This is a genomic window from Shewanella sp. SNU WT4, assembly GCF_006494715.1.
Classification (GTDB): domain Bacteria; phylum Pseudomonadota; class Gammaproteobacteria; order Enterobacterales; family Shewanellaceae; genus Shewanella.
The window spans coordinates 1,928,955-1,944,045 of the sequence record NZ_CP041151.1; the positions used below are offsets into that span (position 1 = coordinate 1,928,955).

At 44.9% G+C, this 15,091-nt stretch carries 9 protein-coding genes, 4 tRNA genes and 3 rRNA genes; 11 read left to right on the forward strand and 5 right to left on the reverse strand.

The genetic code is table 11. The annotated features are described in order from the left end of the window. Nucleotides 1-248: 248 nt before the first annotated feature. The 7 genes from FJQ87_RS08600 to FJQ87_RS08630 all read left to right on the forward strand — a co-directional run bounded on the left by FJQ87_RS08600 (nt 249) and on the right by FJQ87_RS08630 (nt 5,790). Nucleotides 249-1,795: ribosomal RNA gene (locus FJQ87_RS08600) — 16S ribosomal RNA — on the forward strand. Nucleotides 1,796-1,875: 80 nt separating this feature from the next. Further along, nucleotides 1,876-1,952, forward strand: a tRNA-Ile gene (locus tag FJQ87_RS08605). A 67-nt stretch (nt 1,953-2,019) separates the two neighbouring features. Beyond that, a tRNA-Ala gene (locus tag FJQ87_RS08610) sits at nt 2,020-2,095 on the forward strand. A gap of 324 nt (nt 2,096-2,419) precedes the next feature. Continuing rightward, nucleotides 2,420-5,310 (forward strand): 23S ribosomal RNA (locus FJQ87_RS08615). Nucleotides 5,311-5,399: 89 nt separating this feature from the next. Further along, nucleotides 5,400-5,475: transfer RNA gene (locus tag FJQ87_RS08620), tRNA-Val, on the forward strand. A gap of 33 nt (nt 5,476-5,508) precedes the next feature. After that, a 5S ribosomal RNA gene (rrf, locus tag FJQ87_RS08625) occupies nt 5,509-5,624 on the forward strand. Together the 16S, 23S and 5S rRNA genes with 4 tRNA genes alongside form the textbook arrangement of a ribosomal RNA operon. An 89-nt stretch (nt 5,625-5,713) precedes the next feature. Further along, nucleotides 5,714-5,790: transfer RNA gene (locus FJQ87_RS08630), tRNA-Asp, on the forward strand. A 158-nt stretch (nt 5,791-5,948) separates the two neighbouring features. Here FJQ87_RS08630 and FJQ87_RS08635 read toward each other — a convergent pair. Then, complete coding sequence (locus FJQ87_RS08635; protein WP_140932286.1) at nt 5,949-6,431, reverse strand: glycine zipper 2TM domain-containing protein; 483 nt, start codon at nt 6,429-6,431, stop codon at nt 5,949-5,951. Between the two features lie 276 nt (nt 6,432-6,707). On the opposite strand from FJQ87_RS08635, the gene FJQ87_RS08640 reads away from it, so the two are divergent. Both FJQ87_RS08640 and corA read left to right on the forward strand, forming a co-directional pair. Next, nucleotides 6,708-7,070 carry a hypothetical protein gene (locus FJQ87_RS08640; protein WP_140932287.1) on the forward strand — a complete coding sequence of 121 codons (363 nt, stop codon included), beginning with the start codon at nt 6,708-6,710 and terminating at the stop codon, nt 7,068-7,070. A 105-nt stretch (nt 7,071-7,175) separates the two neighbouring features. Beyond that, nucleotides 7,176-8,123: a magnesium/cobalt transporter CorA gene (corA, locus tag FJQ87_RS08645; protein WP_140932288.1), complete on the forward strand. Its 948-nt coding sequence runs from the start codon at nt 7,176-7,178 to the stop codon at nt 8,121-8,123. Here corA and FJQ87_RS08650 read toward each other — a convergent pair. From FJQ87_RS08650 to FJQ87_RS08660, 3 genes are all read right to left on the reverse strand, one after another. Continuing rightward, nucleotides 8,118-8,444, reverse strand: a complete 327-nt coding sequence (locus tag FJQ87_RS08650) for a DUF3135 domain-containing protein (RefSeq protein WP_140932289.1) — start codon at nt 8,442-8,444, stop codon at nt 8,118-8,120. The genes corA and FJQ87_RS08650 overlap by 6 nt on opposite strands. Nucleotides 8,445-8,722: 278 nt before the next feature. Further along, nucleotides 8,723-9,067 (reverse strand): hypothetical protein, encoded by a 345-nt coding sequence (locus FJQ87_RS08655; protein WP_140932290.1) that lies wholly within the window; start codon nt 9,065-9,067, stop codon nt 8,723-8,725. A gap of 239 nt (nt 9,068-9,306) precedes the next feature. Further along, entirely contained in the window at nt 9,307-9,990 is a 684-nt protein-coding gene (locus FJQ87_RS08660) for a LysE family translocator (protein ID WP_240778877.1), read from the reverse strand. Nucleotides 9,991-10,277: 287 nt separating this feature from the next. Here FJQ87_RS08660 and nadE point away from each other — a divergent pair, with 287 nt between their 5' ends. Both nadE and FJQ87_RS08670 read left to right on the forward strand, forming a co-directional pair. Then, nucleotides 10,278-11,099, forward strand: a complete 822-nt coding sequence (nadE, locus tag FJQ87_RS08665; protein WP_140932292.1) for an ammonia-dependent NAD(+) synthetase — start codon at nt 10,278-10,280, stop codon at nt 11,097-11,099. Nucleotides 11,100-11,302: 203 nt separating this feature from the next. Beyond that, nucleotides 11,303-12,730, forward strand: a complete 1,428-nt coding sequence (locus FJQ87_RS08670) for an IS4 family transposase (RefSeq protein ID WP_140932293.1) — start codon at nt 11,303-11,305, stop codon at nt 12,728-12,730. A 7-nt stretch (nt 12,731-12,737) separates the two neighbouring features. On the opposite strand, the gene FJQ87_RS08675 is transcribed toward FJQ87_RS08670, so the two are convergent. Next, nucleotides 12,738-14,855 carry a diguanylate cyclase gene (locus FJQ87_RS08675; protein ID WP_168195165.1) on the reverse strand — a complete coding sequence of 706 codons (2,118 nt, stop codon included), beginning with the start codon at nt 14,853-14,855 and terminating at the stop codon, nt 12,738-12,740. Nucleotides 14,856-15,091 lie beyond the last annotated feature (236 nt).

Below are 15,091 nucleotides of genomic sequence, written 5' to 3' on the forward strand. Positions count from 1 at the left end.
TTCGCAACCACTGACACGATGAATGAATCGCAAGTCAGCGAGCTGATGCTCAGTCACCTAGTGACATGTTCTTTAACAATTTATCAGACAATCTATGTGGACATTCACAGTAGTTGCTAAATCGACAACGATTTAAAACGTCTCGCAAGAGACATCAACGAAGATGTCCGCATAACATGCAAATTTGATGATTTATCATCGAATCGACAGAATTCATTGAGCAGGACTTTCGGGTCCGAACAAAACTTTAATTGAAGAGTTTGATCATGGCTCAGATTGAACGCTGGCGGCAGGCCTAACACATGCAAGTCGAGCGGCAGCGGGAAGTAACTTGTTACTTTGCCGGCGAGCGGCGGACGGGTGAGTAATGCCTGGGAATTTGCCCATTGGTGGGGGATAACAGTTGGAAACGACTGCTAATACCGCATACGCCCTACGGGGGAAAGCAGGGGAGCCTTCGGGTCCTTGCGCTGATGGATAAGCCCAGGTGGGATTAGCTAGTAGGTGAGGTAAAGGCTCACCTAGGCGACGATCCCTAGCTGTTCTGAGAGGATGATCAGCCACACTGGGACTGAGACACGGCCCAGACTCCTACGGGAGGCAGCAGTGGGGAATATTGCACAATGGGGGAAACCCTGATGCAGCCATGCCGCGTGTGTGAAGAAGGCCTTCGGGTTGTAAAGCACTTTCAGTAGGGAGGAAAGGTTGACGGTTAATACCCGTTAGCTGTGACGTTACCTACAGAAGAAGGACCGGCTAACTCCGTGCCAGCAGCCGCGGTAATACGGAGGGTCCGAGCGTTAATCGGAATTACTGGGCGTAAAGCGTGCGCAGGCGGTTTGTTAAGCGAGATGTGAAAGCCCCGGGCTCAACCTGGGAATTGCATTTTGAACTGGCAAACTAGAGTCTTGTAGAGGGGGGTAGAATTTCAGGTGTAGCGGTGAAATGCGTAGAGATCTGAAGGAATACCGGTGGCGAAGGCGGCCCCCTGGACAAAGACTGACGCTCATGCACGAAAGCGTGGGGAGCAAACAGGATTAGATACCCTGGTAGTCCACGCCGTAAACGATGTCTACTCGGAGTTTGGTGTCTTGAACACTGGGCTCTCAAGCTAACGCATTAAGTAGACCGCCTGGGGAGTACGGCCGCAAGGTTAAAACTCAAATGAATTGACGGGGGCCCGCACAAGCGGTGGAGCATGTGGTTTAATTCGATGCAACGCGAAGAACCTTACCTACTCTTGACATCCAGAGAATTCGCTAGAGATAGCTTAGTGCCTTCGGGAACTCTGAGACAGGTGCTGCATGGCTGTCGTCAGCTCGTGTTGTGAAATGTTGGGTTAAGTCCCGCAACGAGCGCAACCCTTATCCTTATTTGCCAGCACGTAATGGTGGGAACTCTAGGGAGACTGCCGGTGATAAACCGGAGGAAGGTGGGGACGACGTCAAGTCATCATGGCCCTTACGAGTAGGGCTACACACGTGCTACAATGGTCGGTACAGAGGGTTGCAAAGCCGCGAGGTGGAGCTAATCTCACAAAGCCGATCGTAGTCCGGATTGGAGTCTGCAACTCGACTCCATGAAGTCGGAATCGCTAGTAATCGTGGATCAGAATGCCACGGTGAATACGTTCCCGGGCCTTGTACACACCGCCCGTCACACCATGGGAGTGGGCTGCACCAGAAGTAGATAGCTTAACCCTTCGGGGAGGGCGTTTACCACGGTGTGGTTCATGACTGGGGTGAAGTCGTAACAAGGTAGCCCTAGGGGAACCTGGGGCTGGATCACCTCCTTACCTATGCGATTTACGGTTACTGTTGAGTGTTCACATAGATTGTCTGATAGAAGATAGAGAATATTGCGAGACCAAAGCATGGGTCTGTAGCTCAGCTGGTTAGAGCGCACCCCTGATAAGGGTGAGGTCGGTGGTTCAAGTCCACTCTGACCCACCAAATTGTTTTGTTATCAAACCGATTTGGCGGATGTTTTAGGTTTCAATATGTTTTCGACTGCTGCAATGGGGCTATAGCTCAGCTGGGAGAGCGCCTGCCTTGCACGCAGGAGGTCTGCGGTTCGATCCCGCATAGCTCCACCATTTCTCTGATTAGAAATGGACACCATTGCAGATTTTGGAATAGAAATGCCAAAGATAATGTAAAATTTATCTTTGGCTTTTTTAAGCCTAATTTCAACCAAGTCGTTGAAATATGTTCTTTAAAAATTTGGAAAGCTGATAGTAGAACTTAGTGCGCAAGCATTAGGTGATACAAAATTGAGTTCTCAAAATACTTTAATCAAGTGTTTTGGATATTCTTTAACTTCAGAAATGAAGTAAATCAAGGCGTTCTTTTGCGAAAGCAAGAGACAGTAAAAACCAGCTAGTTGCAATACGCTCAAGTGAAACTCATTTGGGTTGTATGGTTAAGTGACTAAGCGTATACGGTGGATGCCTTGGCAGTCAGAGGCGATGAAGGACGTAGTAACTTGCGAAAAGCGTTGGCGAGCTAGTAACAAGCATTTGAGCTAACGATGTCCGAATGGGGAAACCCGGCCACATAAGTGGTCATCATGCAGTGAATACATAGCTGTATGAGGCGAACCTGGGGAACTGAAACATCTAAGTACCCAGAGGAAAAGAAATCAACCGAGATTCCCTAAGTAGCGGCGAGCGAACGGGGATTAGCCCTTAAGTCTAGGGGGTGTTAGTGGAATGGTCTGGAAAGTCCAACGGTACAGGGTGATAGTCCCGTACATGAAAACTAACCTTAGATGAAAACGAGTAAGGCGGCACACGTGATATGTTGTCTGAACATGGGGGACCATCCTCCAAGGCTAAATACTCCTGACTGACCGATAGTGAACCAGTACCGTGAGGGAAAGGCGAAAAGAACCCCTGTGAGGGGAGTGAAATAGAACCTGAAACCGTATACGTACAAGCAGTGGGAGCGGTTCTTGAGACCGTGACTGCGTACCTTTTGTATAATGGGTCAGCGACTTACATTTAGTAGCGAGGTTAAGCGAATAGCGGAGCCGTAGGGAAACCGAGTGTTAACTGCGCGTTTAGTTGCTAGGTGTAGACCCGAAACCCGGTGATCTAGCCATGGGCAGGTTGAAGGTTGAGTAACATCAACTGGAGGACCGAACCGACTAATGTTGAAAAATTAGCGGATGACTTGTGGCTGGGGGTGAAAGGCCAATCAAACCGGGAGATATCTGGTTCTCCTCGAAAGCTATTTAGGTAGCGCCTCGCACGAATACCATTGGGGGTAGAGCACTGTTAAGGCTAGGGGTCATCCCGACTTACCAACCCTTTGCAAACTCCGAATACCAATGAGTACTATGCGGGAGACAGACAGCGGGTGCTAACGTCCGTTGTCAAAAGGGAAACAACCCAGACCGTCAGCTAAGGTCCCAAAGTACTAGCTAAGTGGGAAACGATGTGGGAAGGCTTAGACAGCTAGGATGTTGGCTTAGAAGCAGCCATCATTTAAAGAAAGCGTAATAGCTCACTAGTCGAGTCGGCCTGCGCGGAAGATGTAACGGGGCTAAGCTAGTCACCGAAGCTACGGGTGCATTTCATTAGAGATGCGCGGTAGAGGAGCGTTCTGTAAGCCGTTGAAGGTGAAGGGGTAACCCACGCTGGAGGTATCAGAAGTGCGAATGCTGACATGAGTAACGATAAAGGGGGTGAAAAACCCCCTCGCCGGAAGACCAAGGGTTCCTGTCCAACGTTAATCGGGGCAGGGTGAGTCGACCCCTAAGGCGAGGCCGAAAGGCGTAGTCGATGGGAAACGGGTTAATATTCCCGTACTTGTGCTAACTGCGATGGAGAGACGGAGAAGGCTAGGCTAGCGCGGCGTTGGTAGTCCGCGTTTAAGGTGGTAGGCGGTATTCTTAGGCAAATCCGGGAATACATACGCTGAGAGCTGATGACGAGGTCCTACGGGACTGAAGTAGTTGATGCCATGCTTCCAGGAAAATCTTCTAAGCTTCAGGTTAGCAGGAATCGTACCCCAAACCGACACAGGTGGTCGGGTAGAGAATACCAAGGCGCTTGAGAGAACTCGGCTGAAGGAACTAGGCAAAATGGTACCGTAACTTCGGGAGAAGGTACGCTCCTGCCGGTGATGAGACTTGCTCTCTAAGCTAGCGGGAGTCGCAGATACCAGGTGGCTGCAACTGTTTATCAAAAACACAGCACTGTGCAAAATCGCAAGATGAAGTATACGGTGTGACGCCTGCCCGGTGCCGGAAGGTTAATTGATTGGGTTATCTTCGGAGAAGCTCATGATCGAAGCCCCGGTAAACGGCGGCCGTAACTATAACGGTCCTAAGGTAGCGAAATTCCTTGTCGGGTAAGTTCCGACCTGCACGAATGGCGTAATGATGGCCACGCTGTCTCCAGCCGAGACTCAGTGAAGTTGAAATTGCGGTGAAGATGCCGTATACCCGCGGCTAGACGGAAAGACCCCGTGAACCTTTACTATAGCTTGGCACTGAACATTGAACCTACATGTGTAGGATAGGTGGGAGACTTTGAAGCATGAACGCTAGTTTGTGTGGAGTCGTCCTTGAAATACCACCCTTGTAGTTTTGATGTTCTAACCTAGGTCCCTTATCGGGATTAGGGACAGTGCCTGGTGGGTAGTTTGACTGGGGCGGTCTCCTCCCAAAGAGTAACGGAGGAGCACGAAGGTTGGCTAAGTACGGTCGGACATCGTACGGTTAGTGCAATGGCATAAGCCAGCTTAACTGCGAGACAGACACGTCGAGCAGGTACGAAAGTAGGTCATAGTGATCCGGTGGTTCTGAATGGAAGGGCCATCGCTCAACGGATAAAAGGTACTCCGGGGATAACAGGCTGATACCGCCCAAGAGTTCATATCGACGGCGGTGTTTGGCACCTCGATGTCGGCTCATCACATCCTGGGGCTGAAGTCGGTCCCAAGGGTATGGCTGTTCGCCATTTAAAGTGGTACGCGAGCTGGGTTCAGAACGTCGTGAGACAGTTCGGTCCCTATCTGCCGTGGGCGTTGGATGATTGAGGGGAGCTGCTCCTAGTACGAGAGGACCGGAGTGGACGAACCGCTGGTGTTCGGGTTGTCATGCCAATGGCATTGCCCGGTAGCTACGTTCGGAATCGATAACCGCTGAAAGCATCTAAGCGGGAAGCGAGCCCCAAGATGAGTCATCCCTAGGACTATAAGTCCTCTGAAGGGCCGTCCGAGACTAGGACGTTGATAGGCAAGGTGTGTAAGCGTTGTGAGGCGTTGAGCTAACTTGTACTAATGACCCGAGAGGCTTAACCATACAACCCAGATGGGTTTTACTGAACAAGCCTGATAAAGAATCGAAAAATACTTGATTGAAGATTAAGTACTCAATAGCAAAAAATCTCAGGTCGCTTAGCTCAGCTGGGAGAGCACCTCCCTTACAAGGAGGGGGTCACTGGTTCGAGCCCAGTAGCGACCACCATATTTTTTCACAGCTTTCCGAATTCCAAATTTGTCTGGAGACCATAGCACTGTGGCACCACCTGATCCCATTCCGAACTCAGAAGTGAAACGCAGTCGCGCCGATGGTAGTGTGGGGTTTCCCCATGCGAGAGTAGGTCATCTCCAGGCGCCTAATTTGCTTGCAAAAGCACGTCTCCTAACGCTGACACGTTAGCGACGCTAAAAGAATTTAGTGAGAAGCGCAAGCCATCACTAAAGGAGCGGTAGTTCAGTTGGTTAGAATACCGGCCTGTCACGCCGGGGGTCGCGGGTTCGAGTCCCGTCCGCTCCGCCAACATAAAGATGAAAGCCTCAGCAGAAATGCTGAGGCTTTTTTCGTTGTTTAACACTTGGACATTGAAAGTACCGACTTATGATTGAAGTCGGCATTAAGATGCATATTCATAACTTTAACCATAAATCCTATGGTAAGCGTCGGTTATTATTAGACTACTATTGAATTGCACCGTTGGCAGGGACGACTCTCGCTGTGCCATTTAGTTGATAAATATCTACTTGTTCACCAACTTGAAACAGTATTCTTGGATTTACTTGTTGGACGATGGCGACCGTTTGCCCATCGCTAAGTTGTATGACTATGTTGACCCCATTATGGGTGCCTGCTGCTTGTCCTGCATCGTTACCAACAATACCCCCTAATAAACCGCCACCAATCGCCGCAATTTCTGATCCAGAGCCTCCACCTATATGTGAGCCTAATATGGCGCCTATTGCTCCTCCTGCTATGGTGCCAATCGTACTGGAGTTTTCACCAGACAAGGTAACAGGAACTAATTTAACTATGGTACCAGCGGTTACCGTTTGAATTTGCTGGGCGTCTGCGACTGAATAAGCATCACCATAAGGATTTGAAGTGCAAGCCGTTAAGCCGACAGAACTTATTATAATGAGTGCTATTACTGATATTTTTGCCATCTTGACTCCACGGAAATGAAATATAAAACCACTTGAGTATAAAATATTTGGCTGGATATTTTGGTGGTAATCAGCATTGATGAAGCTTATTTAAGCTGGCAGTTAACGGCTGGCAATCATCCAATAACAAGTGCGCTGATTACCGCTGAGTCAATGGCTAATTATCTGATTAGGTTGTAATTTGAACTAGATCTCAGCTTGTAGGATTTAATGCTAAAAGTGACATAGTTTAGTGATAAGGCGCGTTACAATAGCTTTTTTTAAGGGGCACTTGTTATGCTGTTAAAGTTATTTTTTACTGCCGTTGTCATTGCCTGTGTGTGGTTCATGCTAACTCGGCGCCGAAATGTCGTGGTTACTACATCCGAAACGCCCATTCTTACCAGTCAAGCATTACTGCGTAAATACATGTTAACGGCATCATTAGGCGTGGTGCTAGTGGCAGGTATGTGTGCTAGTGCTTGGCATTGGTTAGAGCAGCAACGAGTCTTGCTTGTCAGTATTCAATCACCGACAGAAACAACAGTTAAAGAATATCGTGTTAGAAAAGGTGATATTCAGGGAAATCGTATGGTTACTATTGATGGCTTACAGGTGCGTTTTTCAACAGAAGATCGCGTTATTATTTCACCGCTTTAGTCGCTAACATATTAATCTTTTTCTGAAATCGTTACAGTTTACTGTGATTGATCAATAATAGCATACACTGATAAACGTTATTCTTAGTGGAAAGTAGGGGGCTGCATGATCACTGCATACATCTATGATAATCGCCAACTCATTTTAAAAGAGCTGAGTATTCACGACTCTTTACCCGTAGATACCCTGTGGTTAGATTTATACAAACCTGAAGATAACGAAAGGGAATGGTTATCAGCGTTTTCAGCTGAAGAGGTTCCTGACGAAGAAGATATGAATGAAATCGAGGCCTCTGCACGTTTTTATCAAAACAAAGATGGCTTACACATTAATTCATTATTTCCTCAGCGTGTAGGGCAGGAAGTGAGAGCGGTTAACATTTCTTTTAATCTGCGTGAGCGATTTTTGATAACCATGCGTGAGGAGGATGTTGGCCTTATCCGTTTATTGCGTAATTACCTGCGTTTAGGGCGTCTTGATATAGTGACGCCGCAGCAGCTATTCATCGAGCTTTTTACGCTTAAAGTCGATTATCTTTCTGACTTAATAGAAGATGTGTATACGGTTTTAGATAATGTAGGACATGAGGTGTTTGATAATGAAGAGTTAGATGATGTTTTTAAACTCATCACTCTACAGGAAGATTCCAACGGTAAAATTCGCTTAAGTTTGCTCGATACTCAAAGATCGCTGCGTTACATTCAGCGTTATTATCGTAAAAAACTCTCCGATGAAGATATGAAAGAATTGCGCGAAATGCTCTCTGACATTGAGTCCTTAATGCCTCATAGCCAATTTATTTTCGATAAACTCAATTTTTTGCTGGATGCTGCCATGGGGTTTACTGGACTTCAACAAAATAAAATCAGTAAAATTTTCTCTATTGCAGCGGTGCTTTTTTTACCACCAACCTTAATCGCCAGTAGTTATGGGATGAACTTTGAAGATATGCCTGAACTGCATTGGCATTATGGTTATCCGTTGGCACTGGGTCTAATGTTAGCTAGTGCCACGGCAACCTATTGGTTTTTTAAGTTAAAGCGTTGGTTATGAATTTTGGACCCTGTCATGTTGAGTGGGAAATTCTAGTATTTTTGCTTTATGCGCTTTGAATTCAGCGGGCTGATTCAATACATTCGACAAAGTCACTAATTTATTGCGCATCAAAGTCATAGCCACTACACATCTTTGATACGGGTTATTGCACAAAGACATCTTGTGTTGATAATGATGTTTTAAGCTTAATAATTGCTCCCTATTTCTTCCTGAAGATTCGATAATTTCATCCATGAGGGTTTCCTGTAGCTTCGCTAATTCGTCTGGCTCATTTTCTGCCATCCGCTTTAGGGTATCGAAGTCGGGTAAGTTGGTCATAAACCACCCCTCTGGTTATTGTACTTCTTGCATAGAGAATTATGCTGGATAGTAACTGCCTTAAAGCCAGTTAACACTATCCTAACTTTGTTAACTCATCAAGACTGCTTCACTATATCGAAATGCTAGTTGGATGTAATTTGTTATAAGTTGGCTAAATGGCATTGGAATTTAGGATGCAATGTTTTGGCATTAGGCTGATTTCTGTGATGGAAAGGTTTTACGAAAAATCGTAGTCGAGGGCAGGTTGCTACCCTCGACTAAGGCGAAAATAAGAATTATTTTAGCTGATTGTTTAACTGGCGACGCTTAAGGATGCCATTGCCGCAATAGGCGGCAAATAAACTAAAGGCAGTGACGGTAAGCATAATTACCATAAGACGTAGCCAAGGGGCATTCATTAGTATACGCGTTTGTACGTACTCATAAGTGCTGCCGCCCCAAACTAAGCAAGTGCTTATTACTAAACATAATTGTAATGCACGCATTACTAACGGATATTGAATAAAAATCAATAATGGCAGTAGGGTGTAAGTACCAGCCAGAATGACTTGGTTATATCTGAGGAAGTGTGCGCCCAGTAAAATATAGGCTAAGGTCATTAAAATTATACGCCACCACATAAGTATGCCTGCATCTAAAAAACCGCATTATACCAAGCAGTAAAGCTATATTATACATGCACCTATTTGAGGTGTGAAATAGCGCATATCTTAAGATTTACAGGCTTGGACTTTACGATTGTGAATTTGGCAGATTAATTTATTGGTTTGTTTTTATGTTGAGGTGTAATAGTGGTTAAAGGCTAGCCGGTTAGGGCTTAGCCTGTCGCTGTGGATTGCTAATTAACTCATTATCAGTATTACAATGTTAGTAATAATTGCCTAATTATCATGACACTTACCGCAACAAATAGTATGCCCGTGATTAAATCCACATAGCGGCTGTTGCGCTCTAGCATAGATTTAATATCGCCTTTAGAAATCACTATCGCTAAACCGCCAAACCACAATGCGGTCAGAGCAAAAAATAAGCCACTAGCTGTTATCTTAGTTGCTAAGTCAAGATCTGGCGGGACCAACGCTGAAAGCAAGGTAATGAAAAATAACATAGCTTTGGGGTTTAGCAGGTTAGTATAAAACCCGATTAAAAAGCCGCGATGAGTCGCCATAGGTTTAGCGGCTATGGTTTGTTCTTTGTCATCAAGTGTTTGTTTTTGTGTAGATGCTGTTGCTTGCCACTGCTTAAATGCACTGGTTAATGCGGCTATACCTATCCAGGCTAAATAGGCCGCGCCCATGAGCTGAATGATGGTGTAAGCCAACACTGAATTTGCAATTAATATTCCCATACCAGTCAAACTTAACGCACAGTGAATAAGAATGGCTGTGGCTATACCGAATGCACAGGCTAGGGCGACGGTACGATTTTGTTGGCTGGCAAGTTTAACTATGATGGCAAAATCAGGCCCTGGGCTCACTAGAGCGATAAAGTGGAGTACGCTGAGCGTGAGTAACAGTGAATAATCCATGAAAGAGTCGGTCATTATTTATGTGGGGCCGCATTATCACTGATCCCGCGTGGGAACACCATTATCAAGGTTCGCTAATGTAGAATAAGTGATTAATAAGTAAATTATTTCAATCATCAATCTTATGACAAGTACCTTGCTATTGATTGTTATGGATGAATCATTGCCACTTTGGCATCATGTCCATATTCCTAGGCAGTTTTTACTATAGCGCTACAGCAAATAATGATAAATTTAGCTAATTCTGGTGGGCGGCGACAATCACTTCATCCAATTGATAAACCATTAGCACGGAGTAACCTGTGAAAGGACAAATCTTAAGAGAAATGAAAGTACTCAAGGCGATTGAACCTGAGTATGAAGTTCAACGTAGAGTTGCCTTTATCAAAGCCAAGTTGTTAGAAGCTAATAGCCGATACTTAGTGCTTGGGATCAGTGGTGGTGTTGATTCATCCGTTGCTGGACGTTTATGTCAATTGGCCATTAATGAACTTAATAAGCCTGTAACGGATAAACCATATCAATTTATTGCTGTGCGCCTACCTTATCAAATTCAGCAAGATGAAGCGGAAGCTCAGTTAGCTTGTCAGTTTATTCAACCATCGTCACTCTTAACCGTTAATATTGGTGATGGCGTTGAAGGAATACATAATGCAACCCTTAACGCGGCCGCAAGTGTGCTTGATAGTAATATCAATGTCGATTTTGTTAAGGGCAATGTCAAAGCGCGGATGCGCATGATAGCTCAATATGAAATTGCGGGATTATGTTCAGGACTTGTGGTTGGCACAGATCATAGCGCCGAAAATTTAACTGGTTTTTATACTAAATGGGGTGATGGCGCCTGCGATTTAGCTCCCTTATTTGGTTTAAATAAACGTCAAATTCGCCAGCTCGCTGAATATTTAGGCGCGCCAGACCAATTAGTTTATAAGGCGCCGACAGCAGATCTTGAAGAAAATAAACCATTATTGCCAGATGAAGTGGCATTAGGGTTAACTTACGATCAAATTGATGATTTTTTGGAAGGTAAAGATGTTGGTGAAAAAGTCGATAAAAAACTTATCGGCATTTATAAGCGCACTCAGCATAAGCGCCAGCCTATCCCGACGCTATATGACTAACTGATTAACTCGTAATCGCGCCATGGCATTGCCCGTGGCGCTAAATCTATTAGCCTAACGCTATACTATTTAGGCGATAGATGATTCGCACAAGGTTAATTGATGGCAACCCTGTCTCTTCTACACAAATTATTAGCAAAAAATGGAACTTTCTTGACTGGCGATGATCAGATCATGCAAATTCACTCACTTCATCATTTTTAATGTCAATTTTTAACCCGAACAAATGGGCATATGATCACTTTCATCATGCTGAGCTAGGTGATAAACGACGAGCGGCAAGGTTAACCGCCGTCGCTGAACACATGGCGGTTGGCAGCGGTAAATCGGTTGCCAGATCTTGTAATGGTGAAGATGCCAAACTCGAAGGAGCCTATCGATTGATCCGCAATGATAATGTTAGCCCATCTATGATCAGAGCCGCCGGTTTTGCTCGCACCGCCCAAGCGATTGAAAATATAAATGAAATACTTGCTCTCGAAGACACGACAGCCCTGAGTTATAAGCACAGTGTGGCGTCTGAATTAGGGAAATTAGGCAAACCTACCGATAAGTCTCGTGGTTGGTGGGTTCATTCTGTCTTGCTACTGGATAGCCATACTTCTCGGACCTTGGGCTTGATCCACCAAGATTGGTGGTGTCGACCTGATAATCCCAACAAGGCCGATGAAAAAGAGAGCGGTAAATGGGCCGATGCATCCTATTTTACGCGGCAACGCTTGCAGGCTCACATGTCGCGAGTGATCTCAGTGTGTGATAGAGAAGCGGATATCATGCATTATTTATCGGATAAACAATCACATAGTGAACGGTTTGTGGTGCGGGCAAAACATGCAAGAAACCTAGTAGAATACGAGGCTAAGCTGTTTGAGCACATGGATAGTCATCCCGTTACCGGCGGATACACCATCGCCATCCCACAAAAAGGCATAAAGGAAGCCAGTGGGAAAAGCAAGAATCGTCCCTCGCGAACAGCCAAATTCACCCTCAAAGCCAGTGCGGTTAACATCAAACATAATCGTCAGCAGCATGCGATTAATGTGGTGTACGCACAAGAGCTCAATCCTCCCCAAGGTGAAGATGGACTATCTTGGATGCTACTGACCAGTGAGCCGATTGACACGTTGGCGCAGCAACTTCATGTGATTGATATTTATACCACTAGATGGCGCATTGAGGACTTTCATAAGGCGTGGAAAACCGGCGCGGGGGTTGAAAGGTTACGCATGACATCGCCAGACAACCTTGAGCGAGCGGCCTCGATACTTTGCTTTATTGGTGTGCGGCTACTGCAACTTCGGGAAGTGATGAGCCAGCCAATTTATCTGAGAAAAAGAGGGCAAATCGAAGCAGCGCAAAGCATGGAAAATCAAAGCTGCAGCAATGTCTTAGAGAATGATGAATGGCGAGTACTGATGCAGCTCTACAAGCCAAGGGGACATAAAGGCAAAGAAGCCCCAAATATGAAGTGGGCTTATCAATCCTTGGCCAAACTAGGAGGCTTTAATGATAGCAAGCGCACGGGAATGGCCAGCTGGTCCACGATTTGGGAGGGATGGGATGATCTTCAGGCTCAGGTAAAGGGGTATCGCTTAGCCAAAGCCCTATTTGAAGCCGGAGAAACGCTATGAGATCTGATCAAGAGACAGGATGGCAACCTGTGCATATGACTTGGTTTCTTCCTTGTTTTTTCGCTTGGTATAAGTTTTCATCGGCAATACTCAGCCATTTATCTAGGGCTGAGCCAAATTTAGCCGCGCAATTAAAACCACCGATACTCGCCGTTACCTTAAATGGTGCAGCAGCGCCATAATGAATTGAAAGTTGTTCAATCTGCTCCCTAAAGTGCTCTAAGTGGGCAATTAATGTGGCTTGTTCATAGCCAGATAAAATAATTAAAAACTCTTCGCCGCCATAGCGCGCTAAAATATCGGTTTCACGCCTAAAATGCTGCTTTAATAATACGCTTACCTGCCGTAAACATTGATCGCCTGCTAAATGCCCATAGGTATCGTTAACGGTTTTAAAATGGTCAAGATCCAATAGAATGACGGCCAGATTTTCTTGGCTGCGTTGGCAGTATTCCTGCGCGATAATAAATAACTGTTCGCCATGGCGTCGATTAGATAGCTGAGTTAAGCCATCTTGAGTCGCTAATTGTTGGAGCTTGTCATTGGCCTGTTTCAGCTCAAGGGTGCGAATAGTGACTTGCTCTTCCAGCGCTAATTGATGGGCTAATAACTCTTGCTGATTTAGTGATATTTGCTCATACAAGCTAATCATTTCAATCGGCGTATGCTGGGTAAATTCCATCTTTATGTTTTGAGTATCTTTATTGGTTACGCACCGACTAATAAGCACTAACGGTCGAGTCTGAATGCGGCTAATAATGCCAGCTAGACTCATAGCTAATGCAATCGCTAGCCATAAAAATCCAAAGGTATAAAGATACAGCTGTTGAGCCGACATTAATAATGGCTCAAAAGGCTGTAGTAGCATTAAACGTAATCCATTATCAAATGAGCGAGTGAGATAGATATATTCCGGCGCATTAGTCGATAAATCATGTAAATTTATCATGTTAAATGGAGTGCTATAGCCCTCTCCTGACTGTCGATATTTAAGCGGACTTAGCAAAGGCAGTGTTAATGATGGTGATGAATAAATAATATAGCCCTTGGCATCTGTAATAATGACCAGCGGCTGAGACTGATTAGCGCTCTCTATATTAGTAGTAAACATCTGTGGTAAATTAAAAGTCGCCAATAGATGACCTAAAAGCTGCTTATCTTGCTGTGATATTACGTCTATGGTTAAGGTTAACTTATCAAGGCGAGTCTTTTCTTGTATAAAGCTTGGCGGCTTTTCTGCCTCTACCCCAGGAATATGGCTGTTTGACTTGCTTTGCAAAAGGCTGGCAGGCTCAGTGTCCATTATCAGCGGTGTAATCGCTTGATATTTTAAGGTTAAATAGTCCGCGTTATGCTCGACTAATTGATTGATATCAATATTTATCGCATCGGTTGTCTCTGCCGATAAACCTAACCACAGCGCCATAGTCGATAAGGATTTATAGTGATCCTCAAATGAATGTTCGAGTGTTTGATATTGATAATTCAGAGAGTCACTGAGCTTATTTAGCAGCAACTGCTGTTGTTGCTGTAGATGCGAATAGTTAAGGAATAAGGTCGAAATTAATAATGCGGCTGTGATAATAAGGCAAAATATATAGGTTAGGTGTGAGTTAAACGATCTCCGCGGATGATATGGAAAACGGTCAAATTGATATAAGTAGGGCCAAACCAATAAGATTAATGCGGCTATTGCCGTATAAAGTAAGCCGTTAATGGCTTGTTTAAGCAAAATGAAGGGTAAATGACTGATGGGTAATTGGGTGAATACTAGCGTGTAACAATAAAAAATCACTGGCGCAAGCAATAACCAAAACAGCATGCTGGCATATAAAATATAAATGTTTTTTCTGCGCGCAAACCCCAATACTATGGCCTCAATGGCCAAAAATACGAAGATAAACCAATTCCCCCAAGATAGAAACAAACCTAGGGCACAGAGCATAGCTGTGAGTAATGCAAACCATGGCCCCGCCAACACAGCAATAATAACTAAAGCCGTATTACCAAAAATTAGCTGCACGTTAGCAAATAATGGAATAGGAAAGAGGTTGAGTATTAGGCCTATGACGCCAAAAATAACACTTAACATCAAAGTTGTTTGGTATTTACTGGGTTGTTGCACGTATAAGCCTTTAATAGTTGCGAGAAAATGCTGCGTTGCAAATATGTTGCGCTTGATGCGTATGTTACTTGTTTCTGTGCCAACTTGCATCAGTTACTTGATGATAATGCTGCGCCAATCAGTATTCGCCGTGGGTGATTAACTGCTTTGAACTAATAATTCCAGTCACCCAGTAGGTTTGAGTCACCAATACATAGCACTAACATAAAGCTGTATTTGCTTGATACGAGTTTCTT